The 23201-nt window shown below is 62.8% G+C and carries 21 protein-coding genes; 13 read left to right on the top strand and 8 right to left on the bottom strand.

Features of this window, described 5'->3' with window-relative positions:
- The first annotated feature begins 9 nt into the window (after positions 1-9).
- The 3 genes from I8N66_RS00425 to I8N66_RS00415 all read left to right on the top strand — a co-directional run bounded on the left by I8N66_RS00425 (position 10) and on the right by I8N66_RS00415 (position 1844).
- Positions 10-201: a hypothetical protein gene (locus I8N66_RS00425; protein ID WP_057250790.1), complete on the top strand. Its 192-nt coding sequence runs from the start codon at positions 10-12 to the stop codon at positions 199-201.
- A gap of 126 nt (positions 202-327) precedes the next feature.
- Positions 328-1284, top strand: a complete 957-nt coding sequence (locus I8N66_RS00420; protein WP_113538037.1) for a glycine--tRNA ligase subunit alpha — start codon at positions 328-330, stop codon at positions 1282-1284.
- Positions 1281-1844, top strand: a complete 564-nt coding sequence (locus tag I8N66_RS00415; protein WP_291148327.1) for an AAA family ATPase — start codon at positions 1281-1283, stop codon at positions 1842-1844. Before I8N66_RS00420 ends, I8N66_RS00415 begins: the two co-directional genes overlap by 4 nt.
- On the opposite strand, the gene I8N66_RS00410 is transcribed toward I8N66_RS00415, so the two are convergent.
- Entirely contained in the window at positions 1837-2034 is a 198-nt protein-coding gene (locus I8N66_RS00410) for a hypothetical protein (RefSeq protein ID WP_113538035.1), read from the bottom strand. The two genes, I8N66_RS00415 and I8N66_RS00410, sit on opposite strands and share 8 nt — an antisense overlap.
- A gap of 247 nt (positions 2035-2281) precedes the next feature.
- On the opposite strand from I8N66_RS00410, the gene I8N66_RS00405 reads away from it, so the two are divergent.
- From I8N66_RS00405 to I8N66_RS00380, 6 genes are all read left to right on the top strand, one after another.
- Positions 2282-2830 (top strand): LemA family protein, encoded by a 549-nt coding sequence (locus I8N66_RS00405; protein WP_058320413.1) that lies wholly within the window; start codon positions 2282-2284, stop codon positions 2828-2830.
- 79 nt (positions 2831-2909) lie between these two features.
- Complete coding sequence (locus I8N66_RS00400; RefSeq protein ID WP_291148322.1) at positions 2910-4181, top strand: 3-phosphoshikimate 1-carboxyvinyltransferase; 1272 nt, start codon at positions 2910-2912, stop codon at positions 4179-4181.
- Between the two features lie 48 nt (positions 4182-4229).
- Positions 4230-6170: a DUF2207 domain-containing protein gene (locus I8N66_RS00395; RefSeq protein ID WP_291148319.1), complete on the top strand. Its 1941-nt coding sequence runs from the start codon at positions 4230-4232 to the stop codon at positions 6168-6170.
- A 111-nt stretch (positions 6171-6281) separates the two neighbouring features.
- Positions 6282-8447 (top strand): glycine--tRNA ligase subunit beta, encoded by a 2166-nt coding sequence (gene glyS / locus I8N66_RS00390; RefSeq protein ID WP_291148316.1) that lies wholly within the window; start codon positions 6282-6284, stop codon positions 8445-8447.
- 107 nt (positions 8448-8554) lie between these two features.
- Entirely contained in the window at positions 8555-8935 is a 381-nt protein-coding gene (locus I8N66_RS00385) for a cupin domain-containing protein (RefSeq protein ID WP_113538031.1), read from the top strand.
- A 65-nt stretch (positions 8936-9000) separates the two neighbouring features.
- Positions 9001-9501, top strand: a complete 501-nt coding sequence (locus I8N66_RS00380; protein WP_113538030.1) for a DUF523 domain-containing protein — start codon at positions 9001-9003, stop codon at positions 9499-9501.
- A gap of 119 nt (positions 9502-9620) precedes the next feature.
- Here the strand turns inward: I8N66_RS00380 and I8N66_RS00375 are convergent, their stop codons facing one another.
- From I8N66_RS00375 to I8N66_RS00355, 5 genes are all read right to left on the bottom strand, one after another.
- A complete protein-coding gene (locus I8N66_RS00375; protein ID WP_291148311.1) occupies positions 9621-10154 on the bottom strand; it encodes a plant virulence effector HPE1-like domain-containing protein in 534 nt (177 codons plus the stop codon).
- Between the two features lie 107 nt (positions 10155-10261).
- A complete protein-coding gene (purD, locus tag I8N66_RS00370; RefSeq protein ID WP_291148308.1) occupies positions 10262-11533 on the bottom strand; it encodes a phosphoribosylamine--glycine ligase in 1272 nt (423 codons plus the stop codon).
- Between the two features lie 106 nt (positions 11534-11639).
- A complete protein-coding gene (locus I8N66_RS00365) occupies positions 11640-14009 on the bottom strand; it encodes a bifunctional diguanylate cyclase/phosphodiesterase (protein WP_291148306.1) in 2370 nt (789 codons plus the stop codon).
- On the bottom strand, positions 14006-15046 hold the full coding sequence (locus tag I8N66_RS00360) for a spermidine/putrescine ABC transporter substrate-binding protein (RefSeq protein ID WP_113538026.1): 1041 nt from the start codon (positions 15044-15046) through the stop codon (positions 14006-14008). Before I8N66_RS00360 ends, I8N66_RS00365 begins: the two co-directional genes overlap by 4 nt.
- Before the next feature lie 186 nt (positions 15047-15232).
- Positions 15233-16429, bottom strand: a complete 1197-nt coding sequence (locus tag I8N66_RS00355) for an MFS transporter (RefSeq protein WP_113538025.1) — start codon at positions 16427-16429, stop codon at positions 15233-15235.
- 109 nt (positions 16430-16538) lie between these two features.
- Between I8N66_RS00355 and I8N66_RS00350 the strand changes: the two genes are divergently transcribed.
- The 3 genes from I8N66_RS00350 (at position 16539) to ubiA (ending at position 19365) form a co-directional block, all read left to right on the top strand.
- Complete coding sequence (locus I8N66_RS00350) at positions 16539-17354, top strand: helix-turn-helix transcriptional regulator (protein ID WP_113538024.1); 816 nt, start codon at positions 16539-16541, stop codon at positions 17352-17354.
- A 171-nt stretch (positions 17355-17525) separates the two neighbouring features.
- A complete protein-coding gene (locus I8N66_RS00345; RefSeq protein ID WP_291148298.1) occupies positions 17526-18332 on the top strand; it encodes a MipA/OmpV family protein in 807 nt (268 codons plus the stop codon).
- A 73-nt stretch (positions 18333-18405) separates the two neighbouring features.
- Positions 18406-19365: a 4-hydroxybenzoate octaprenyltransferase gene (ubiA, locus tag I8N66_RS00340; RefSeq protein WP_291148294.1), complete on the top strand. Its 960-nt coding sequence runs from the start codon at positions 18406-18408 to the stop codon at positions 19363-19365.
- 399 nt (positions 19366-19764) lie between these two features.
- Here the strand turns inward: ubiA and I8N66_RS00335 are convergent, their stop codons facing one another.
- Positions 19765-20331: a DUF6101 family protein gene (locus tag I8N66_RS00335; protein ID WP_057250756.1), complete on the bottom strand. Its 567-nt coding sequence runs from the start codon at positions 20329-20331 to the stop codon at positions 19765-19767.
- Position 20332: 1 nt separating this feature from the next.
- A complete protein-coding gene (locus I8N66_RS00330; protein WP_291148287.1) occupies positions 20333-20557 on the bottom strand; it encodes a hypothetical protein in 225 nt (74 codons plus the stop codon).
- Between the two features lie 110 nt (positions 20558-20667).
- On the opposite strand from I8N66_RS00330, the gene I8N66_RS00325 reads away from it, so the two are divergent.
- Positions 20668-23142, top strand: a complete 2475-nt coding sequence (locus tag I8N66_RS00325) for a DUF1217 domain-containing protein (protein WP_113538021.1) — start codon at positions 20668-20670, stop codon at positions 23140-23142.
- Positions 23143-23201: the final 59 nt, after the last annotated feature.

The following is a 23201-nucleotide window of genomic DNA, read 5'->3' as shown; positions in this document are numbered from 1 at the left end:
GGAGGAACAATGCCGCAACTCATCCTGCTCCTGATTGCAGGTTTCGTCTTCTGGCTCGGCTATCGCAAGTTCGTGGCCGATGCACAAAAACTGACACGCCAACGCGAACAGACCCGCCGCGAAGAGCGGACCGGGGCGCAGGGCACGCTGGTCCAGGATCCGGAAACCGGTGAGTACAGGCTGAAACGCGACGACGAGTAGCGGGATCAATGAGGGCGGAGGCTCCGGCGCGTCTAATTGGCAGGCCGGCGCTGTAGTTGCTTGACCCCTGTCATCAGGCGTGGCACCTGTCCGGCACATTTTTTAGAAGAAATCCGGACGCGATCCATGACCACTCTGCCTGATCATATGAACCCGAAGCGCTCGTTTCAGGCTCTGATCCTGACACTGCACAACTACTGGGCCGACAAGGGTTGCGCTGTGCTGCAGCCCTACGACATGGAAGTGGGCGCCGGTACCTTCCATCCGGCAACGACCCTGCGTGCGCTCGGGCCTCGTCCGTGGCGGGCCGCCTATGTGCAGCCGTCGCGCCGCCCGACCGATGGCCGCTACGGCGAAAACCCGAACCGACTGCAGCACTACTACCAGTACCAGGTGCTGCTTAAGCCGAACCCGTCCAACCTGCAGGAGCTCTATCTCGGCTCGCTGGAGGCGATCGGCCTCGACCCGCTGCTGCACGACATTCGTTTTGTCGAGGACGACTGGGAGAGCCCGACGCTCGGCGCCTGGGGTCTTGGCTGGGAGTGCTGGTGCGATGGCATGGAAGTGTCGCAGTTCACCTATTTCCAGCAGGTTTGCGGCATCGAGTGCTCGCCGGTTTCCGGTGAGCTGACCTACGGTCTCGAGCGTCTCGCCATGTATGTGCAGGGCGTCGACAACGTCTACGACCTGAACTTCAACGGCCGCGAGGGTGCCGAGAAGATCAGCTACGGCGACGTCTTCCTGCAGGCCGAGCAGGAGTATTCGCGCTACAATTTCGAATATGCCAACACCGCCATGCTGCATCAGCATTTCATCGATGCGGAGGCCGAGTGCCAGGCGTTGCTCGCCGCCGGCGCGCCCGGCGATCACAGCAACAACCACCTGCACAAATGCGTCTTCCCGGCCTATGACCAGTGCATCAAGGCGAGCCACGTGTTCAACCTGCTCGATGCCCGCGGCGTGATCTCGGTCACGGAGCGCCAGAGCTACATCCTGCGGGTGCGCACGCTGGCCAAGGCCTGCGGCGAAGCCTTCCTCTTGACCGACGCCGGCGGCGCGAATTTCAACCGGGACGCCGCTTGACCCAGGAGCCTGCCGGCCTCGTCGTTCACATCAACGGCTGGCCGGGAACCGGTAAGCTCACGATCGCGCGCCATCTGGCTGAAAGACTGGGCGCGCGCCTCGCCGACAACCACACGCTGATCAATCCAGCCGAGGCGCTGTTTTCGCGTGGCACGCCCCTCTATCGTTCGCTGCGTGCGGCCATCCGCGAAAGTGTGTTCGAACACATCGCCAAGGCGCCGGCCGAGCAATCCTTCGTCTTTACCGATGCGCTGTCGGATGATGCCGCCGATAGCCGCGCCTTCGAAGACTATGCTGCACTCGCGCAAAGACGGGGCGCGCGCTTCGTCGCGGTCGTCATCGATTGCGGTCTTGAGGAAAACTTGAAGCGGCTAACGCGGGCGGGCAGAGCCAAGCAGCACAAGTTGACCGATCCCGAAGTGCTCCTCGGATTGCGGCGTGCTCACAGGCTGCTGCGGGGCAAAGGCGACCAGTTGGTCGAGATCGACGTGACGGTGCTCGGCGCCGACGAAGCGGCGGAAGCGATCGCGGCTGCGATCGCCGGTCCCGTTGTCAGATGACCCGAGCTGCGTTGACGTCGTTCTTGCAGAACGGCTTCAAGGTGGGGTAGGCGCCGGTATAGACTTGGCCGGAATAGGTCTGCAAGGCGCGGCGAACACCGGTCGGCCGTTCGGCTGAGGCGACGCTCGCATAGGCAACGAAGAGCGCCGTAAAGGCGGTCACGTTGATGAGGGTTGCGAGCGTTTTCATGGGCTTCACTTCGGTTTCGGGTTGTTCGTTGGGGGGACTATCGCCCATCGACCGCCCGGTCGCCGTTACCATTGGAACAGGAATCGAGATGTTTCGGCGTGAGGACGCATTGCTGCGGTGAACAGTGTGTTCACGCTGCGAATGGCAATTGGGGAGGAGTGCGTTTCTCGGCCCGAGTGCTGCAGAAAGCGCTATGAAGCTGAGACGCGGATGCTAATCTCTGCGCGAATTCTTTGGAGGGTGCCCTATGATCGGTCTGGCAATTGCCGTCGTCGTGATCCTGTATCTGGTTTTCGTCTATAACGGTCTCGTCAAGGCGCGGCAGATCGCCGAGGAGGCGTGGTCGGGCATCGATGTGCAGTTGAAGCGCCGTGCCGATCTCATTCCCAACCTCATCGAGACGGTGAAGGGCTATGCCGCGCACGAGAAATCGACGCTGGAAGAGGTGATTGCCATGCGCAACCGCGCCCAGGCGGTGCCATCGGGCGACGTCGAGGGGCGGGCCCAGGCCGAGGGCGCGCTTTCCCAGGCGCTCGGCAAGCTGTTCGCACTGGCCGAAGCCTATCCGGACCTGAAGGCCAACGAAAACTTTGCCGAGCTACAGCGCTCGTTGGAGACGATCGAGGGCGAGATCCAGATGTCGCGCCGCTACTACAACGGTGCGGCCCGCGACCTCAACGTCAAGGTCGAGAGCTTCCCTTCGAACCTCATCGCCAACGCCTTCCGCTTCGTCAAGGCCGGCTATTTCGAGATCACCAACGAAGCCGATCGCGCGGTACCGCAGGTCAAGTTCTGACCATATTCAATCGATCGCCAAACACATTCCGGCCGCGGGCTCCCATCGCGGCTCAATTCGCATCAAGAGATCCCATTCGATGACCACCGACAGCATGAAGAAACTGACCATCCTTCCAACTGACCATCCGCTGCGCGGCCATGTGCGCCCGCCGGGTTCGAAGTCGATCACCAACCGGGCGCTGCTTCTGGCTGGCCTTGCAAAGGGCACGAGCCGGCTGACGGGTGCGCTGAAAAGCGACGACACTCGCTACATGGCGGATGCGCTACGGGCGATGGGCGTCGAAATCAGCGAGCCTGATGATACGACGTTTGTCGTCACCAGCACGGGCAAGCTCAACCCGCCGGCAGCGCCGCTTTTCCTCGGCAATGCGGGCACCGCCACGCGCTTCCTGACCGCCGCGGCAGCGCTCGTTGATGGCACGGTCATCGTCGACGGCGATCAGCACATGCGCAAGCGCCCGATCAAGCCGCTTGTCGAAGCGCTCGGCGCTCTCGGCGTCGAGGTCACCTCCGAAACCGGCTGCCCACCAGTCACCGTCAAGGGCACCGGTGGCTTCCCGGCCGGGCGCGTCGTCATCGATGCCGGCCTCTCCAGCCAGTACGTTTCGGCCCTGCTGATGGCGGCACCGGGCGCCAAGGGGCCGGTCAGCATCGAGCTTGCCGGCGACGAGATCGGCGCACGCGGTTACATCGACCTGACGGTCGCCGCCATGCGCGCCTTCGGCGCCGAAGTCGAGCAGGTGAGCCCGTCCGTCTGGCAAGTCGCGCCAACGGGTTACCGGGCCGCCGACTACGTTATCGAGCCGGACGCTTCGGCCGCCACCTATCTCTGGGCGGCGGAAGTCCTGACGGGTGGCGCCATCGATCTCGGTGTCCCGGCGACGGCCTTTTCGCAACCGGATGCGCGCGCCCATGCGGTGATCTCAAGCTTCCCGAACTTGCCCGCCGTCATCGATGGTTCGCAGATGCAGGACGCGATCCCGACGATCGCCGTGCTTGCGGCCTTCAACAAGACCCCCGTGCGCTTCGTCGGCCTCGCAAACCTTCGCGTCAAGGAATGTGACCGTGTGCGCGCGCTGTCGCTCGGCCTGACGGCGATCCGGCCCGGCCTGGCGCACGAGGAGGGTGACGATCTGATTGTCTCCTCCGATCCCACGCTCGCCGGCCAGACCTTGCCCGCCTCGATCGATACCTTCGCCGACCACCGCATCGCCATGAGCTTCGCGCTTGCCGGCCTGAAGATCCACGGCATCACGATCGAGGACCCCGGCTGCGTCGCCAAGACCTATCCGGCCTATTGGGACGCGCTCGCCTCGCTTGGTGTCGAATTCACCGGCGATCGGCCCTAACGCCCGGCGTTGTGCCTTGAAAGTCAACGACAGGAAAGCTTGATCCGCATGGCCCGTCTCGCAGCCGCATTCGCCGTTCTGGTTCTTTTGCTGGCAACGGCGGGCATCGGGCGGGCGGAGGAGGTCTTCTCAGCCTACCGCTCCGTGATCGATCTCGCCAAGGACGGCACGATGACCGTCACCGAGACGATCACGGCGACTGTCGAGGGCGACAAGATCCGCCGCGGCATCTATCGCGACCTGCCGTTGACCTTCACCGATGCGAAGGGCAAGCGCAGCAAGGTCGATTTCAAGCTGCTGTCGGTGGAGCGCGACGGCGACGAGGAACCCTACCGCACGGAATCGATCAGCGGCGGCATCCGCATCTACACCGGTTCGGCCGAGGTGTTTCTGGAGCCGGGCGAGCATACCTTCCAGTTCACCTATGAGACCGGCCGTCAGATCCGCTTCTTCGACGATCACGACGAGCTCTACTGGAACGTGACCGGTACCGAGTGGGACTTCCCGATCGACGAGGCGAGTGCGACGGTGACCTTGCCCGAGGGTGTGAAGGCCGAAGCGTTCGATTTCTTCACCGGCGGCTACGGCGCAACCGGCAAGGACGCTCGCGCATCCAGGGATGGCAGCGAGATCTTCTTCGCCACCACGCGCCGTCTCGACCCGCGCGAAGGGCTGACGATCGCGATCAAGATGCCGAAGGGCAGCATCGACAGGCCCACCTCCAGCCAGGAAAATGCCTGGTGGCTGCACGACCATCTGGCGCTCGTCATCGCCGGCGCCGGCCTGGCCGTCGTCCTTCTCTACTATAGCCAGGCCTGGCTCAGGGTCGGACGTGATCCGAACCGCGGCGTCATGGTGCCGCGCTGGGATCCGCCGGAAGGCATCTCGCCGGCGCTGGTCAACTATATCGACAACAGGGGCTTTTCCGGCGAGGGCTGGACGGCGCTGTCGGCGGCCGCACTCAATCTTGCGGTCAAGGGCCATGTCGTTCTCGAAGACCTGAAGAACGCCATCGTCATTGCCGCCACCGGCAAGAAAGCCGACGAAAAACTGCCGACCGGCGAGGGGGCCGTGATGAAGGCGGTCAATGCGGCGGGTGGCAAGCTCACCATCGACCGTGCCCATGGCACCCGGGTGCAGGCGACCGGAGCGGATTTTCGTAACGCCATGGAACGCGAGCATCGCGGCAAATATTATCTGTCGAACACCGGCTATGTGGTTGCCGGCGTCATCCTGTCGGTGTTGGCGATCGCAGCCGTATTCTTCTTCGGCGACCTCAGCGAGGACAGCCTGCCGCTGGTGATCGTTCCCGTTTTCATCGCCTTCTTCGTATCGATCCTCGCAGTCTCCTTCGGCAAGTCGCTTCGGCGCGAAAAGAGCCTGATGAGCCGGATCATGTCGATCGTGGTGGTCGCCTTCATCGGCTTCGTCGCGTTCACGATCTTTTCGGCGATCCTGGCCGCCGTGTTCTATTCCGCGGCTGAGACCGACGAATTGCCGTTGCTGTTCGTCATTGGCGCCATCGTTCTCGTGAATGTGCTGTTCTTCTTCCTGATGGGCGCACCGACGCCGCTTGGCACGCGGATGATGGATGGCATCGATGGGCTGCGGCAATACATGACGCTCGCCGAAAAGGACCGGATGAACATGCAAGGGGCGCCCGAGATGTCACCCCGGCATTTTGAGACGCTGCTCCCCTATGCCGTGGCGCTCGGCGTCGAAAAGCCCTGGACCGAGACCTTCGATCGCTGGATGCTTGCCGCTGCGGCAGGCGCTGCTGCGGCGGCGGCCTATCAGCCGAGCTGGTATCACGGCGACAATTTCGGCTCGAGCACCTTCGGCGACCGCATCGGCGGCTTTGCCGGCTCGATGGCGGACACGATGACGTCGTCCCTGCCGCCTCCACCCAAATCGTCATCGTCAGGCTTTTCGTCCGGCGGCGGTTTTTCCGGCGGCGGCGGTGGTGGTGGCGGCGGCGGCGGCTGGTAACCGCCGGCGCATGCGCGCTGAGACAGCCAAATTCATCGACGGGCTTGGTGACATTCTTGCCAGAGATTGCTAAGTCCGCCGCAACCGTCCGGAACAGAAAAAGTCACGCCTATGCCCGATCTTCTTATCGAACTCCGCTCCGAGGAAATTCCTGCCCGCCTGCAGCGCAAGGCGGCTGGCGACCTCAAGAAGCTGCTGACCGATGCCCTGGTCGAAGCGGGCCTGACCTATGAGGGTGCGCGCGAATACTGGACGCCGCGCCGGTTGACGCTCGATATCCGTGGCCTCAACGCCCGCTCGGCCGACATCCGCGAAGAGCGCAAGGGCCCGCGTACCGACGCCAACGAGAAGGCGATCGAAGGCTTCCTGCGTGGCGCCGGCCTTTCCTCGATCAGCGAGGCGCATGTCCACAGCGACCCGAAGAAGGGCGATTTTTACGTCGCCCACATCGTCAAGCCGGGTCGTCCGGCAGAAGAAATCATCGCCGAGGCGATGCCGGGCATCATCCGCAATTTTCCCTGGCCGAAGCCGATGCGCTCCGGCGTGGCCTCGGCAAAGCCCGGTGCGCTTCGCTGGGTCCGCCCGCTGCAGTCGATCGTCTGCACCTTCGGATCGGAAACTGAGGAAACCCACGTGATCGCGTTTGAGGTCGACGGCATCGTCGCCTCGAACGTCACCTATGGTCACCGTTTCCACGCGCCGGAAGCGATCACCGTTCGCCGCTTTGCCGACTACGCCGAGAAGCTGGAAAAGGCGAAGGTCGTTCTCGACGGCGAGCGCCGCAAGGAAATGATCCTGGCCGATGCGCGCAACGTGGCCTTCGCCAATGGCCTGGAGCTCGTCGAAGACGAAGGCCTGCTCGAAGAGGTCTCGGGCCTCGTCGAATGGCCGCAGGTGCTGATGGGCAGCTTCGAGGAGGCCTATCTCGAAATCCCCTCGGAAATCATCCGGCTGACGATCAAGACCAACCAGAAGTGCTTCGTCACCCGCGCGCCGGGTGCCGAAACGCTCTCCAACAAGTTTATCCTCGTTTCGAACATCGAGGCTAAGGACGGCGGCAAGGAGATCGTCCACGGCAACGGCAAGGTCGTGCGCGCTCGCCTTTCGGATGCGGCGCACTTCTGGCACCGCGACCAGGGCAACCTGCCGGACCTCGAAACGCTGGAAGCGTCCGCGAAGAAGTTTAGCCTGGATCTCAAGAAGCCGCTCGACCAGCGCATGGCCAAGCTCGACGCGCTGAACGTCACCTTCCACGCCAAGCTCGGCACCCAGGGCGAACGCGTCACCCGCATCCGGGCACTGGCCGCTGAACTCGCCAAGGTTACCGGCGCCGATCAGAAGCTCGTCGATCGCGCCGTCGTGCTCGCCAAGGCGGACCTGCGCACCGAAGCTGTCGGCGAATTCCCCGAGCTTCAGGGCATCATGGGCCACAAATACGCGCTGCTTCAGGGCGAAGAGCAGTCTGTCGCCGACGCACTCGAGGATCACTACAAGCCGCAAGGTCCGTCCGACCGTGTGCCGACCGAACCGGTCGCAGTGACGGTCGCGCTTGCCGACAAGCTCGACACGCTCGTCGGCTTCTGGGCGATCGACGAAAAGCCGACCGGTTCCAAGGATCCCTATGCCTTGCGCCGCGCGGCACTCGGCGTCATCCGTCTGATCCTGGAAGGCAAGGCGCGTCTGGCATTGCTGCCGGCTTTTGAAACGGCACTCGTCGCGCTTCGTGCGCAGAAGCCGGCGCTTGCGGATGATGTTTCCGCCGATCTGCTCTCCTTCTTCCACGACCGTCTCAAGGTGTACCTGCGTGATCTCGGCGCCCGTCATGACCTGATCGACGCCGTGCTGACGTCGGATTCGGACGACCTGCTGATGATCGCCCGCCGCGTCGAGGCGCTGACGGCCTTCATCACCGACGAAGAGGGCAGGAACCTGCTCGCCGGCACCAAACGTGCGACGCAGATCCTGGCCGCCGAGGAAAAGAAGGGCACGACCGTCGCCGACGCCGTCGACGCCGGCCTCTTCCGTCTCGATGCCGAAAAGGCGCTGCACCAGGCCGTCGAAGCCGGCTCCGGCGAAGCGCGCGCGGCGATCGCCAAGGAAGATTTCCGCTCAGCAATGGAAGCACTGGCAAAGCTGCGCCAGCCGGTCGACCAGTTCTTTAACGACGTGCTCGTCAATGACGACGATGCGGCGATCCGCGGCAACCGCCTGGCGCTGCTCGGCCTCATCCGCTCGGCTACTGGCACGGTCGCGGACTTCTCGAAGATCGCAGGCTAGGCGGGGCCCGCCACCGGTCCGCCGGCGGGTCTCCTCGCACAAACGTTCAAGCGGGTTGGCCCCGGGCGACCTATATCCTGTCTCCATCATCCAGATGGAGACAGCCGATGAACATCGCGACGAAAACCTACAAGCCGATCAATTTCACGGAGAAGCTCTCGCTCTTTAGCGATCAATGGCAGCCGCGCGTCATTGCCGAACTCAATGACTACCAGTTCAAGATCGTGCGCATCGAAGGCGATTTCATCTGGCATGATCATGAAGATACCGACGAGGCCTTCATCGTGCTCGAAGGCACATTGCGCATCGATTTCCGCGATGGCGCGGTGACGCTTGGCCCGGGAGAAATGTACGTCGTGCCAAAAGGTGTAGAGCACAAGCCCTATGCCGAGCGCGAGGTGAAGATGCTGCTGATCGAGCCGCGCGGCACACTCAACACCGGTCATGAGGGCGGGGAGCGTACGGCGGAAAACGATCGCTGGATCTGACGCGTCCGCCGGCTGTTGCTTGGATCGCGCTTGATGGATGAGGGAACCTCGGAGTAGAGGAAGGCATGTCCGAAAACATCCTCGTCAGCGCCTGTCTCATGGGCCACGCCGTTCGTTATGATGGCCAGTCGAAGCCGCTCGTTCATCCGGCGATCGATCGCTGGCGGGCCGAAGGCCGCCTTGTGACCATCTGTCCGGAAATGTCGGCCGGCATGCCGGTGCCGCGCCCGCCGGCCGAAATCGCCGCCGGTGCCGCCGGCAAGGACGTTCTGGCAGGCGGCGCAAGGGTGGTGGAGATCAACGGCCGCGACGTCACCGAAGGTTTCGTGCGGGCAGCCGAAAACGCGCTTTCGCTGGCGAAGGAGAGCGGCTGTCGCTTCGCGCTGCTGATTGATGGCAGCCCGTCCTGCGGATCCAGCTTCGTCTATGACGGCAGTTTCTCCGGCGCACGCCATCCGGGTGAAGGCGTAACCGCAGCCTTGCTCGCCGGCAACGGCATCGAAGTCTACTCGGACAGGCAAATCGACGCGCTGGTCGCGCGGATCGAAGAATTGGAAGGTCCCTAAAAGAAGATTGCGCCCCTGCTTCTCTCAGGGGCGCAATCTCTCGCTCTTGCAGCGATACGCCCGTCAGCCTTGCAAGCAGGGGACGGCTGAGCGGGGCAGGGAACTTTCCCGATAGGAGATCAGTCTAGCCGAAGTTCGAGGGAGGACGGATCAAAATGCCGTGAGGCGGTGTCGGCGTCTGGTGTGGAGGCGGCCTGGCCTGCCATGGAAGCGCCGATCGGCGTGACGGCGGCGGTCTTTGCCGTCCGGTCGATAGCGATCAGCTTTGCGTCGTCGGCGACCGCGTTCTGGTCGTTTGCATTCGTCGAGACGATGACCGTCGGAGAGGTATCGCTCTCGGCGGCGGCAGCCTTGACGATCTCCTGCGAAGGCTTGCTGACGAAGACGACCGGCGAGCCACCGAGCCAGGCTTCGGTGCGCACCATCTTCATCTCGCCGTTGATCTTCTTGAGCTCGATCGTTTCGTCGCCCGCCGCAATCGTCGGTACGACATAGGTCACCTTCTTCTTCGATTGCAGCGGCGGGCATGCGGCGCAAGAGACCGTGGCGACACTGGCATTGTCGGTCGTGCCGGAAGCGACCGCCTCGATCGAGGATGCCGCTGCGTTGCCGGCGGCAAGCCCGAGGGCGGTGGTGATCAGCAACAGGCGCATACGCTTTCTCCCGCAATTGTTAGCGGCGAGAATATGCGCTCTCCCTTACTTTCCCGTCAGGAGAATTGGTAAAAATAGAATGATCCGGGAAAGAGTTGCGCTTCGGATCACGCCTTTTCGCGGGCAACGGCGCGCCAGCCGATATCGTGGCGGTAGAAGCCGTTTTCCCAGGAAACCGCCGCGACCGCCGCATAGGCCCCGTCCTTCGCCGCGCCGGCGCTTTCACCCGTTGCGGTGATGTTGAGCACGCGGCCGCCGGTTGCGACCAGGGCGCCGTCCTTCATCGCTGTGCCGGCATGGAACACCTTGGTTGTAGCCGAGGCCGCAGGAAGGGCGTCGATCGGGGTGTTCTTGGCGTAGCTGCCCGGATAACCCTTGGAGGCCATGACGACGGTGAGTGCCGTTTCGTCGCGCCATTCCGCGGTCATGCCGGCTAGCGTGCCGGTCGCGGCGGCGTAAAGCAGCGGCAGCAGGTCGCTCTTCATCCGCATCATCAGCACCTGGCATTCCGGGTCGCCGAAGCGGACGTTGTATTCGATGAGTTCGGGTCCCTTGGCGGTAATCATCAGACCGGCAAAGAACACGCCGGAGAAGGGGTGGCCGCTTTCCGCCATGCCGCGCATCGTCGGCTCGATGATTTCCTTCATCGTCCGTTCGATCATTTCGGTGGTCATGACCGGGGCTGGAGAGTAGGCGCCCATTCCGCCGGTGTTCGGTCCGGTATCGCCGTCGCCGACGCGCTTGTGATCCTGGGCAGAGGCCAGCGCCAGCGCCGTCTTGCCGTCGCAGAGACAGAAGAAGCTTGCTTCCTCGCCATCGAGATAGGCTTCCACCACCACTTCGGCGCCGGCGGCACCAAAGGCGCCGGCAAAACAATCGTCGACGGCAGCAAGCGCCTCGTCGAGGGTCATGGCAACGGTCACGCCCTTGCCGGCAGCCAGGCCGTCGGCCTTGATGACGATCGGCGCACCCTGTTCGCGCACATAGGCCTTCGCGGTCTCGGCATCGGTGAAGCGGCCATAGGCGCCGGTCGGGATGTCGTAGCGGGCGCAGAGATCCTTGGTGAAGCCCTTGGAACCTTCAAGCTGGGCGGCGGCGGCAGAAGGGCCGAAGACGGCGATGCCGGCTGCGCGCAGCACGTCGGCGAGACCGGCAACCAGTGGACCCTCAGGTCCGACCACGACGAAATCGATCGCTTCCTTGCGGCAGAAGTCGGTGACGGCCGCGTGGTCCTCTGCGTCGAGGGCGACGATGACAGCTTCTTCGGCGATGCCGGGATTGCCCGGTGCCGCATAGAGCTTCGTCAGTTTGGGAGACTGCGCAATCTTCCATGCAAGGGCGTGCTCGCGCCCACCCGATCCGATCAGAAGAACCTTCATTGCAGCCCCCGATATCCTGAAATTGCTGCGCTGCGGTTAGGACGGCAGGGCGGCAAGGTCAAGGGAAAACGGGAGTGGGGCGGCGATTCCCCGCAGTTGCTGCCGTTCAGGCGATCGCCTGTCGGCTTTGGAGGTCGTCCCGCGCTTCATCTCGCGCGTATCGAGCGGTGCGTGTAAGCGCCCAGATTGCGAGGTCTTCGATCGGCAACGGCTTGCTGATGAGATAGCCCTGGAACAGGTCGCAGCCGGCAGCCGTCAGCATGGAGAGCTTCTCCGGCGTGTCGATGCCTTCGCCGACGACCGCAACGTCCTTGGCGTGGCAAAGGGCGATCAGCGCCTTGAGCACCGGCAGCGACTGCGATGCGGTAAGGTTCGACACCAGCGCCCGGTCGAGTTTGATCGTGTCTGCCGTGTATTCGATGATCTGCTGCACGGAGGTGTAGCCTGCGCCGAAATCGTCGATCGAAAGGCGGAAACCCTTTTGCCGCAGGGCATCGATGTTGCGGCGAAGCTGATCGCTGAACTTCACGGCGAAGGTTTCAGTCAGTTCGATTTCGATCGAGCTCGCCTCGAGGCCATGCCGCTCCAGGCACTCGGCGAAATGGTCGGCAATCGCCTTGGAATGCAGTTCGGCCGAGGAGATGTTGATCGCCAGCACCGTTTCCGGACCGAAGAGCGCTTTGAGCTGCCCGCAATCGGACATCGCCTTGTTGATCACCCACCAGTCGATCTTGGTGAAAAGGCCGGAGCTTTCGGCGATCGGTACGAATTCGTCCGGGGTAACGTTGCCGAGGACCGGCGAGTACCAACGCAAGAGCGCCTCGCAGCCGGTGACGCGGCCTTCGGTGTCGACCATCGGCATGTAGACGAGGTGGAACTGCTCGTCCGGATCGAGCGAGCGCAGCTCGTCCTGGATCTGGCGCAGCCGCGTGCGCTTGTCGTGGAGCGCGCGCGAGAAACGGGCGGAACGGTTCTTGCCGCTGGTCTTTGCCTGATACATCGCGGCATCGGCGTTGGAAATCAGCTCGGCAAGGTTGGTGGCATCGTCAGGGCAGATCGCCGCGCCGATGCTTGCCGTCACCGGATAGCGCTTGTCGGACACCTCGAAACCGTCTTCGAACAGCCCCAGAATGGCGGCGGAGATTTCACGGACCGTTCCGTCGCCGGGTCGAGACCGCACGAACACGGCGAATTCGTCGCCGGAGAGGCGTGCCAGGATGGCCGGCTTCTGGCCGCGCCGCTCGGTGATCGCGTCGACACGCTCGCCAATGCGAACGGCCAGCGTCTTCAGCAGTTCATCGCCGATCTCGTGTCCGTGCTTGTCGTTGACGAATTTGAAGTTGTCGATGTCGATGAACAGCAGGCTGCACTTCTCGCCGGCGGCGATCGCCTCGCGCACGGCGCCGGCGGCAAGCGCGTTGAAATGGCCGCGGTTGCTGATCCCGGTCAAAGTGTCGGTCCAGGAACTGCGTTGCACGAGTTTCAACGACTGCACCGATTGCCGATGCAGTTCGCGGATATTTTCCGTGAGGCGCCCGATCTCGCCCTTTTCCTCCATGTCGCGGATCTCGTCGCGCGCGCCAACCATCACCGCCATCACATTGGCGTCGAGCGCGGCGATCGGGTCGGTGATGAAGCGGCGGATCAGCACGATGATCAGCCAGATCGAGAACAAGCTCATGGCGACGGCGCCGAGCGCCAGCAGGAACTTCTGCCGGGCCATCAGTGCATCGAAATGCTCGCTCGAAACCGTGAGCGTCGCATAGAGCGAGGGTCCGAGATGGACGCTCGCCGAAAGATCATCGGTGATCGCCAGCGGCCAGGGCTGCAACATGATGTCGGAGCCGTATTCCTTCTTCAGGGCCCGCTGCATGTCGAGGAAGCGGTCCGGCTGGATCGCGACCTGCACGAGCAGGGCGCTCGACTTCTTGCTCGGCAGCGGCCGGGTAAAGGCCACCGGATCGAGGAAGAAGGAATAGACGATGCGTGGTCTTTGTCCCGCTTCGTAGAGATAGGTCCAGTCGACGAGCTTGTCTTCGCGGATCAGGCGGCGGGCAAGGTTGAGCTGGGCCTCATCGATCTGGGCGAAGGGGTCCCAGCTGTTCTCGAAATAATAGTCCGTCTTCAGATCGGAGTTCAGCAGCGCCAGCGAGACGTAGCCCGTCGGGTCGTCGAGCAATGACTTCAGGCTTTCCTGCAGCCTGACACCAAGGGCATTGGCGCGGTAGTCCTCATCCGTTTCGGACACATACTGGCGCAGCGAATTGCCGTTCAGGAGCGCATTGAGGAAACCCTTGCTGCGGCCGATTTCGTTCTGGAAGACGGCGGCGGCATGTTCGAGGCGTTGCGACAGCTTGGCGTGCTCGAGCGCGCGAATGGAACGGCTCTGTGTGACGTGGACCGAGACTGCTGCCAGCAGGTAGCCAGCGAGAACGACGGGAAAGATCAGGATGAGCGCGCGTTTGCCGAGGTTCACTGGAAGTTCGCCAATGTGCTGATGATGCGCCGGCGCAATTGCACCGACTCTGTGGACAGTTCCTGTTGATACTGGCTCTTGGCCAGGATGTCGGGTGAGGGGTAGATCGCGGGGTCGGTGCGGACGTCTTCCGGCAGGAGCTTATAGGCTGCCCGGCTTGCCGTCGGCATGTTGAGCGCCAGCGCGTTGGCGGCAGCACTGCCGGGCGAGCCGAGATAGTCGAGCAGCGCCAGCGCCCGGTCCTTGTTCGGGGAATTCGCGACCACGGACATGCAGTCGAGCCAGGAAAGCGTGCCTTCCTTGGGAACGGCGTAGCGCCAGGCGCCGGGCGTGCCGGCCTTGTCGTTCAGCACGTGCTGATCGCCGCTATAGCCGAGCGCCATGTAGATGTCCTTGCTGACCGTCGGGTTCTGGATCGCGCTGATGATGTATTCGTAGGTCAGCACCGAAGGCGCCTGCTCTTTCATCAGGCTGAAGGCGGCCTTCAGCGTCGCGCTGTCGTTGGTGTTGATCGACTGGCCAAGCAGCATCAGAGGTGCGACGAAGGCTTCGTTGTGGTCGTCGTACATGGCGACATGCTTGGCGAGTGCCGCGTCTGGACGCATGAGATCCTGCCAGGAGGTCGGCGTCGTCGATACGACGTCCGAGCGGTAGAGAATGCCCATCGTGCCCCAGAGATAGGGCAAGCCCCGGTTTGAGCAGCGGTTGCGCCAGGTTTCGTCATAGTCCCGGAGCGAGGCGACGTTGGTCTCGTCGAGCTTTTCGAGCACGCCCTTTCGGCCGAAGAGGGCAGCGCTGTTTTCGCCGGTTACCACCAGGTCGACGCGGCTGTTCGGATCGGCCAGCACCTCATCGCGGGTGTCGCCGCTGTCGTAATAGACCTGGTGCACCGCGACGCCTGTTATTGACGTCCAGCGCTCGAGGATCTTCTGGTCGATGTAGGATTCCCAGATCAGCAGGTTCAGGGTTTCGGCCTTTACCGCCGTCGCAAGAAGCAACGTCGCCAGAAAGGCCGGAATCGCCGTTCGCCCCTGCATTGTATACCCCTGCCCAAGCCCGTCGGACGACCGTAGCGCGCAAAAATTGATGAATGATTACGTAGGGCTGCGACGAGTAGCAGGGGTCTCGCGTGCTGCTTGCGGCGCAAACGAAAACCGGGCGCCGCATGACGGCGCCCGGTGAAAAATGAAGTGATAGCGGAAAGCGATTCGGGGCGAGGAGCCTTACCTTGCGGGGATCTTCGGCAGCAGGATCGTGAGGATGCCGAGCAGCGGAAGATAGGAGCAGATGGTGTAGACGAATTCGATGCCCTGCCGGTCGGCGAAGATGCCGAGCACGGCTGCGCCCATGCCGCCGAAACCGAAGGCAAAGCCGAAGAAGACCCCGGCGATCAGCCCCACGCGCCCTGGCACCAGCTCCTGGGCGAAGACGACGATCGCCGAGAAAGCCGAGGAGAAGATCAGGCCGATGATGACGGAGAGGACCCCGGTCCAAAAGAGGTTCGCATAGGGCAGCAGCAGGGCGAAGGGGATGACACCGAGGATCGAGAACCAGATGACGAAGCGGGCGCCGTAGCGATCGCCGATCGGGCCGCCGAGGAAGGTTCCGGCCGCCGCCGCGCCGAGGAACAGGAACAGCATCAGCTGCGCCTGCTGTACGTCGATGCCGAACTTCTCGATGACGAAGAAGGTGAAGTAGCTGGAGATGCTCGCCATGTAGACGTTCTTCGTGGCCGTCAGCAGCACGAGCACGGCAACCGCCCACATCACCCGACCCTTGGGCAGGGGGAGGGCACGGCTCGGTGCCGCCCGGCTCATCGTCGTGCGGCGGTGGCGGACATACCAGGTGCTGACCCAGGAGAGCACGAAGAAGCCGATGATCGCGACGATCGAGAACCAGCTGAGGCTTCCCTGACCGAAGGGAATGACGATGAAGGCGGCAAGCAGCGGACCCATGGCGCTGCCGGCATTGCCGCCCACCTGGAACAGCGACTGCGCCAGACCGTGGCGACCGCCGGAGGCGAGGCGGGCGATGCGGGAGGATTCCGGATGGAAAATGGCCGAACCGACACCGATCAGGCTCGCTGCGACCAGGAGCACCCAGAAATCATGCGCATTCGCGAGCAGGATCAGACCGCTGCAGGTGGAAAGCATGGCGAGCGGCAGGGAATAGGGCAGGGCCCAGCGATCGGTGATGATGCCGACAGCCGGCTGCAGCATCGACGCCGTCAGCTGGAAGGTAAAGGTCAGGAGGCCGATCTGCACGAAGTCGAGTGAATAGTTCGCCTTGAGCAGCGGGTAGAGCGCCGTCAGCAGCGACTGCATGATGTCGTTCAGCATATGGCAGAAACTGACGGCCAGGATGACGGAGAAAGCCGTCTTCTCCGGGGAGATCCCGGAAGTTGAAGTCACGGTAGACATGGGTGATTCCTTGCCGTCTCGAAGGTTGTATGCGGCGTGGGCTATCTGTACTGAGGTTGCGGTTGGCCTGCTTTTGTGATCTGGTCGATTTCTTTCGTGAGTGGGCCAAATGCCGATCCGCCGATTTCCCCTGCCGCAGCTTCCCGATGACGACCACTTCCGGAACCTCGACTGGGTCGAGACGGGAAACGCCCCGGTGCTGGCGCTTGGGCGAGACTACAGCGCTGGCCTCCTGGTTCCTTTTCACAGCCATACGCGCACGCAGCTCTGGTGGGCACGCGGCGGCGTGGTGCTGATGCGCACCGAACGCGGGCGGTGGATGGTCCCGCCCGGCCACGCCCTGTTGATCCCGGCCGGCATGGAGCACTCGGCCGAAATGATCAGCGACGTGCGCATGCACTCGATCTATTTCGCGCCGGACCTTTTGCGTGCCGAGCGGCCGATGGTCATGGAAATCAACCCGCTTGCCGGAAGCCTCGTCGATGCACTTGTCAGCGTCGAGAACGAGGCGATGTCGGAGCGGCGTGAACAACTGGTCACGGATCTCTTGCTCGAGGAAATCGGACGGTTGCGGGAGCGCCCGCTCGGCCTACCGTTCCCGCGCGACGAGAAGCTTGCGGCCCTCTGCCGGCAGTTCCTGCAGGCGCCGTCGGCGGCATCGAGCATCGACCAGTGGGCAGATCGGATGGGCCTCAGCCGGCGATCGTTCACCCGGTTCTTTCGCAAGGAGACGGGTGTCAGCTTCGTCACCTGGCGGCAGCAGGCCTGCATTTTTGCCTCGCTGCCGCTCCTGGCCGATGGCGAGCCGATCACCAATGTCGCGCTCGACGCCGGCTATGAGAATGTCGCGGCCTTCACCACCATGTTCCGCCGCATGCTCGGCAGCCCGCCGAGTGTCTATCTCAAGACCTATCTCGGCCAGTGATCCACGTCGGCCGGCTGGGTATGGCGAAAAAAGGCTGAATTGACCTGGTTAACGGAATCGTAGGAACAAGCCGCAATAAGTCGCCCTGTGCCATTCCAGCCCATCTCCCTCCCTCGGTCTGCCGGCACGGTCAAACTTCGCCCCGGCGAATGATTCTTCCGGAGTTGTTTCTTGCGTATCCGTTATCTCGCTTTCCTTTCTGGAACCCTTTTGTTGTCGGCGAATGCCGCCTCTGCCGGTGACGGCCAATATTTCTGGTCCGGTGACTGGTATCTGAAGGTCGGCGCCACCGGCTTTTATGGACCGAAGTACGAAGGCGCCTCCAAGCGCATGTTCCAGGCAGCCCCCCTGATCTCCCTCGGAAAGGCCGGCAGCACCGTCCGCTTTTCCTCGCGTAACGACAACATGTCCTATGCGCTGGTCGACCAGGGAGGCTTCCGTGCCGGTCTCGTCGGCAAGCTGATCTTCGAGCGCGACTCCGGCACATCCCGGGACCTCAAGGGTCTGGATCCGGTCAAGTTCGGCGGTGAAGTCGGCGGCTTTGCTGAAGTCTACCCGACGGACTGGCTGCGCGTTCGCGCCGAAGTGCGCCAGGGCATTCGCAGCCACCATGGTGTCGTTGCCGACGTCGCGGCTGACGCTTTCACCGATGTCAGCAGCAATGTCCGCATTTCCGGCGGCCCGCGCCTGAGTGCGGCAACGAGCGGCTACTACTCGGCCTATTATGGCGTCAATGATCGCGAGTCGGCCGCGTCTGGGCTCAACACCTACAGCCCGCATGGCGGCGTCGGTTCCGCCGGCGTCGGTGCCGCGATCACCTGGCAGGCAACTGAAAAGCTTGAGACGAGTGCCTATGCCGAGTACCGGCGCCTGCTTGGACCGGCTGCCGATTCCAGCCTCGTTCAGGAGCGCGGCAGCCGCAACCAGGTCCTCGTCGGCCTGTCGGCAACCTACCGCTTCGACTTCACTCTTCCCTGATCGGGTGCTTGGTCCCAAGGTCTGCGGCGATCTCGCCGCTTGACCGGCCGGATGCGCGGCGTCAAACAGGGATATGAACACGATCTCTGCCGATTCCGGCCGCGTCCAGGACGCACCGTCGAACAACTGGGTCTATCGCGTGCTGCCGCGTGCGCTCTGGCCCTACGCGCAGCTTGCCCGTTGGGATCGCCCGATCGGCTGGCAATTGCTGCTGTTGCCCTGCCTCTGGTCCGCGGCCCTGGCCGCGGGCGCAGCCGCAGGCACCGATCAGTTCTCGTTCGGCCGCTTCCTGTTCCACTGCTTCCTGTTCACCGCCGGTGCGATCGCCATGCGCGGTGCCGGCTGCACCTACAACGACATCGTCGACCATGACATTGACATGGAAGTTGCCCGCACCCGCTCGCGGCCACTGCCGTCGGGACGCGTCTCGCGGTTCCAGGCCAAGGTGTTCATGGTGCTGCAGGCACTCGTCGGTCTCCTCGTGCTGCTGCAGTTCAACACCTTCTCGATCGTGCTCGGCATCCTGTCGCTGGCGATCGTGGCGATCTATCCCTTCGCCAAGCGGTTTACCGACTGGCCGCAATTCTTCCTTGGCCTTGCCTTCTCCTGGGGTGCGCTGATGGGCTGGGCGGCCGAGTTCGGTACGCTGTCGCTGGCCGCCGTGCTACTCTACGGTGCGGCGATCGCCTGGACGATTGGTTACGACACGATCTACGCCTATCAGGACCGGGAGGACGACGAGTTGATCGGCGTGCGCTCGACGGCGCGTCGGTTCGGGGAAAATCCACGGCCGTGGCTGATCGGCCTCTATGGCATCGCGACGCTGCTGTTGCTGCTGTCCTTCGTGGCTGCCGGTGCCGGCGCTGTCGCCTATATCGCACTTTTGATCGCGGCAGCGATGCTGACCTACCAGATCCTGGTCCTGAATATCCACGATCCGGCGCAGTGCCTGGCGCTGTTCAAGTTCAACGGCGTGGTCGGCCTGATCATCATTCTCGGCCTGGTGCTGGCGTTTCTCGTTCGCCTGATATGAAAAATCCTCCGTCGCGACGGAGGATCTCGTCTTCATGCATTCGGTCCGTCCCGCTCCTGGCGGGTCGGGAAAGCCTCAGGCCCAGCTGATGTCGCGGGCGGCCTTGCGCTTCTTCGCTTCGTGACGCGCACGGAAGCTGGACAGAATGACGGCAACGGCGGCGGCGATATGCTTGCGCATCGGGTTTCTCCTTCTTTCGTGTTCTTGGCTATGAACGCGATATGGCACGAAGAAGGCGGCCGAGCTGTTTCCGTGGGAACATCGCAAACGATCCCGGAAAATCTGTGCTGTGGCTTGTCGGCCGCAGCGTTACCCCCAAGAACCGGCGGACGGAGATCGAACGACAACAGCCGGCCGCAGGGAACGGCCGGCTGTTGCGCTGGAGGCACTGCTGCGGAATTAGCTGCGGGCGATGATCTCGCGCCCGTCGATCTTCATGTGAACGCCAAGCGTGCCGGTGGAGCGGCGCACGAGGAAGCGCGGCCGACGCTCTGCGAAGAAGGAGTGGCGGCGCCGCGGCTTGACCGGTGCGGTGCGCACGTCGCCGAGATGCTCTTCAAGCGGCCTTGCGACACCGTCGGCTTCGACCATCAGCATCGGAATGCGATAGGCCTCCGCCCAGGCGCGCCAGTCGGCGGCGATGTCGGACAGGTCGTGTGCGACGAGCAGCGGAACGCACAGGTCCGGGTCGTCGTGATGAAGTTCCAGCGTCACTGTCACGTCTCCGTCGCCGTGATCGATCGCGCGAGCCGCGACCCCTTTGAATGCCCGCGCCGGCAATGCGATCGAAAGCGGCAGGCCGCTCGATGGTAGCACCTTGCGCAGAACTGCGCCACGCTCGTCCAGGCTGATCGTGACATTACCCGTGTGACCGCGCAAAGCGTAGCTTGCCTGCTGTGGAAAGCGCTTCGGATCAAGACGGAGCGTGTTTTCGACCCAAGCGGGTTGAGAGAGTGTGTTGCGCATTTCAATCGCCCTTGTTTTTCCTTGAGAGCCGGTTTCCGGTCTTCTCGTCGGGACTTTTTCGTCCTCTATGGGCTGGAGAATAGGCGCCCCCCTTTCCGAACGGCTTAAGAATCGCGGTTAAGAAAACTTTGCGTTTTTCGATGGTTAGCAAAAGCCGACCGCTCAGGGTTTCCGTTTCGTCAACGGCTTCGGCGGTGTTGTTCCGATCGGGCGCAACAGGCGGCATGCCGGCCGCCGGCGAAAAGCCACACACAAGCCAGTGCTGCAATCATGACGCGTCAGAATTCTGTTTCGGGGTTGGATCGGCCGCCCCATGGGTAACCGACGGGGCCAGGCATGGTATCGACCTATCTCGACTACAGTCGCATCACGCGTGATTTGCGCAGCAGCCTCAATCGCGTTGCCCAGCAGCCGCAGATCGCGCGCGAAGCCGAGTACTATCGGGAAAACATCGGCAGCGTGAAATCCGTCGACGAGTTCCTCGACGACTACCGGCTCTACTCCTACGCGATGAAGGCGCATGGCCTGGAGGACATGACCTATGCCAAGGCCTTCATGCGCAAGGTCCTGGAGAGCGACCTCAAGGACGACAACAGTTTCGCCAACCGTCTCACGGATGAACGCTACCGCAATTTCGCGCAGGCCTTCAATTTCAGTTCCGCCACTGCGGTGGCCCAAACCAACGCACAGCAGGACGCGCTGATCGGCCTCTACAACGACCGCATCACGAATCTCGATACAGTCATGCGGCAGGAGATGGCCTATTTTGGCGCGGCCATGGATCTGGTGACCGACGTCGACCAGTTTCTGGGCAACGAAAAGCTGCGCTCCTTTGCCTTCACCGTGTTCGGACTGGACCCCAAGACCTTTTCGTACACCGAAGTTCGCAATGCATTGACCAGCGATCCCGCGACCTTGACCGCCAACCAGACGGCAGCCAAGACGCGGTTGACCGAAGCGAGCAAGCAATTGACGGATCTCGGGGCACGCGACACGGCGCTGGCCCAGATCACCAGCCTGACAGCCCAACTGGCCGCCGCACCCGATGCGGACAAGCCTGCCATCCAGACGAAGATCGATGAGCAAAACGCGATCGTCAGCGACCTCGATGCGCGGCTGCCGCCGCGCGACCAGGCGCCGGCGCTGAAGGCGCAGCTATCGCTGGAGGTGAACACGCTTGCCAGGCAGATCAGCGGTCTCGATGTCTATATCCAGCTCGCCTCGACGTTCAATTTCAATGCCGACGGCAGCGTGCCGGCCGGCGAGAAGGCGATCAGCGACGAAAAGAAGACGCTGCTCAACGAGGCCTATGTCTTCCAGCGGCCTGGCGCCACGCCGTCGGGCGGCACACGGCTGACCGGCGCTGGCGCGCTGCTCAACAAGGAATATTACGAGCAGAAGATCGGCAGCATTACCAAGGTGTCGGACCTGATTGCCGACAACCGCCTGCTCAACTACGTCATCACTGCCTTCGGCTTGCCGTCCGCGACGACGATGCCGTCCACGGTCGAAAACATCCTCACCAGCGACATCAACGACCCGGAGAGCTACGTCAACAAATATGGCGGCGAATACAACGCCGCCTACAAGAGGATGCTCGCCGCCTTCAACTTCCAGACTGACGGGACACTGCAGGCGGGCAAGACCGCGCAGGATGCGGCCCAGATGAAGACGACGTCCGACGAGTACATGGTGCGCTATAACGACAAGAGCGACGCCGAGGACGAAGCTCTGGTCAAGCGCTTCAAGCTGCTGATCGGCACGATGAAATCGGTCGACGACCTGCTTGCCAACAATGACATGAAGAAATTCATGCTGCGCGCTTTCGGCCTCGAAAATGAGGATCTGAGCACGCGAACGCTGAAGCGGATTCTGACCAGCGATCTCAATGACCCCAAGAGCTATGCCAACACCCTGCGCGACGAGCGCTACGTCAAACTCGTAAAGGCGTTCAACTTCAACCCGGACGGCACGCTTGGCGCACCGAAGCTGGCGCAGGGCGAAGCCGACATCATGAACACGGCCAAGGCATATGTGATTGCCAAGTCGCGTTTCGGCACGGATGAAGAAAAGAAGGTCGCCAAGGAGAAGGCGCAGGAGGAAGCCAAGTACTACACCGCCGAGATCGAAAAGGTGGAGACGCTCGACGCCTTCCTCGCCAACCGGCGTCTGGTTGATTTCGTTCTCGTCGGCGCCGGCATCGATCCGGAAACGGTCAAGACCGAATACCTCAAGGACATGTTCACGTCCAATCTCGACGATCCCAAGAGCTTCATCAATACCGACCCGAACGGGCTGAAATACCGCGAGATCGTCGCCTCCTTCAATTTCGACCAGGAGGGGAAGATCATCAGGGGTGAGGCGGGCCAGATCCAGACTCGGCGGGGACTTGTCACCACAATCGACCTCTATCTCAATCAGTCGCTTGAGGAGACGGAAGGCGCAGACAACGGCGGCGTCCGACTTGCGCTCTATTTCAAGCGCAAGGCCCCCGAGATCAACACCGCTTACGACATCCTGGCCGAGACCGCCCTGTTCCAGGTTATCAAGACGGCCTACAGCATGCCGGAGGGTCTGCAGAACGCCAAGATCGAGGCGCAGGCCGCCTATATCGAGCGTGTCGTCGACATCAAGGATCTGCAGGACCCGGAAAAGCTCGAGAAGCTCCTGCAGCGGTTCACGGCGCTTTATGACGTCGAAAACAACACGGACGTATCACCGGGGTTGGCAATCCTCAGCGGAAGCGGTGGAGGCGGTGTCAGCGCCGAGACACTCCTGTCCCTTTCACAGCTGCGCGCGGGCGGACGCTGACGCTACTCAACCCGAACGTATGAGTCGCTGCGGAAGGGCGCGGGCCTGCGGCTGAGGCG

The organism is Ensifer sp. SSB1 (genome assembly GCF_016652895.1).
Classification (GTDB): domain Bacteria; phylum Pseudomonadota; class Alphaproteobacteria; order Rhizobiales; family Rhizobiaceae; genus Ensifer.
This window is presented reverse-complemented; position numbering and strand designations above follow the sequence as displayed.

What these genes read in the sequence shown, in the direction of transcription:
- I8N66_RS00425 (WP_057250790.1), top strand. Translation starts at nt 10, where the DNA reads ATGCCGCAACTCATCCTGCTCCTGATTGCAGGTTTCGTCTTCTGGCTC.
- I8N66_RS00420 (WP_113538037.1), top strand. Translation starts at nt 328, where the DNA reads ATGACCACTCTGCCTGATCATATGAACCCGAAGCGCTCGTTTCAGGCT.
- I8N66_RS00410 (WP_113538035.1), bottom strand. Translation starts at nt 2,034, where the DNA reads ATGAAAACGCTCGCAACCCTCATCAACGTGACCGCCTTTACGGCGCTC.
- I8N66_RS00405 (WP_058320413.1), top strand. Translation starts at nt 2,282, where the DNA reads ATGATCGGTCTGGCAATTGCCGTCGTCGTGATCCTGTATCTGGTTTTC.
- I8N66_RS00400 (WP_291148322.1), top strand. Translation starts at nt 2,910, where the DNA reads ATGACCACCGACAGCATGAAGAAACTGACCATCCTTCCAACTGACCAT.
- I8N66_RS00395 (WP_291148319.1), top strand. Translation starts at nt 4,230, where the DNA reads ATGGCCCGTCTCGCAGCCGCATTCGCCGTTCTGGTTCTTTTGCTGGCA.
- glyS (WP_291148316.1), top strand. Translation starts at nt 6,282, where the DNA reads ATGCCCGATCTTCTTATCGAACTCCGCTCCGAGGAAATTCCTGCCCGC.
- I8N66_RS00385 (WP_113538031.1), top strand. Translation starts at nt 8,555, where the DNA reads ATGAACATCGCGACGAAAACCTACAAGCCGATCAATTTCACGGAGAAG.
- I8N66_RS00380 (WP_113538030.1), top strand. Translation starts at nt 9,001, where the DNA reads ATGTCCGAAAACATCCTCGTCAGCGCCTGTCTCATGGGCCACGCCGTT.
- I8N66_RS00375 (WP_291148311.1), bottom strand. Translation starts at nt 10,154, where the DNA reads ATGCGCCTGTTGCTGATCACCACCGCCCTCGGGCTTGCCGCCGGCAAC.
- purD (WP_291148308.1), bottom strand. Translation starts at nt 11,533, where the DNA reads ATGAAGGTTCTTCTGATCGGATCGGGTGGGCGCGAGCACGCCCTTGCA.
- I8N66_RS00360 (WP_113538026.1), bottom strand. Translation starts at nt 15,046, where the DNA reads ATGCAGGGGCGAACGGCGATTCCGGCCTTTCTGGCGACGTTGCTTCTT.
- I8N66_RS00355 (WP_113538025.1), bottom strand. Translation starts at nt 16,429, where the DNA reads ATGTCTACCGTGACTTCAACTTCCGGGATCTCCCCGGAGAAGACGGCT.
- I8N66_RS00350 (WP_113538024.1), top strand. Translation starts at nt 16,539, where the DNA reads ATGCCGATCCGCCGATTTCCCCTGCCGCAGCTTCCCGATGACGACCAC.
- ubiA (WP_291148294.1), top strand. Translation starts at nt 18,406, where the DNA reads ATGAACACGATCTCTGCCGATTCCGGCCGCGTCCAGGACGCACCGTCG.
- I8N66_RS00335 (WP_057250756.1), bottom strand. Translation starts at nt 20,331, where the DNA reads ATGCGCAACACACTCTCTCAACCCGCTTGGGTCGAAAACACGCTCCGT.
- I8N66_RS00330 (WP_291148287.1), bottom strand. Translation starts at nt 20,557, where the DNA reads ATGCCGCCTGTTGCGCCCGATCGGAACAACACCGCCGAAGCCGTTGAC.
- I8N66_RS00325 (WP_113538021.1), top strand. Translation starts at nt 20,668, where the DNA reads ATGGTATCGACCTATCTCGACTACAGTCGCATCACGCGTGATTTGCGC.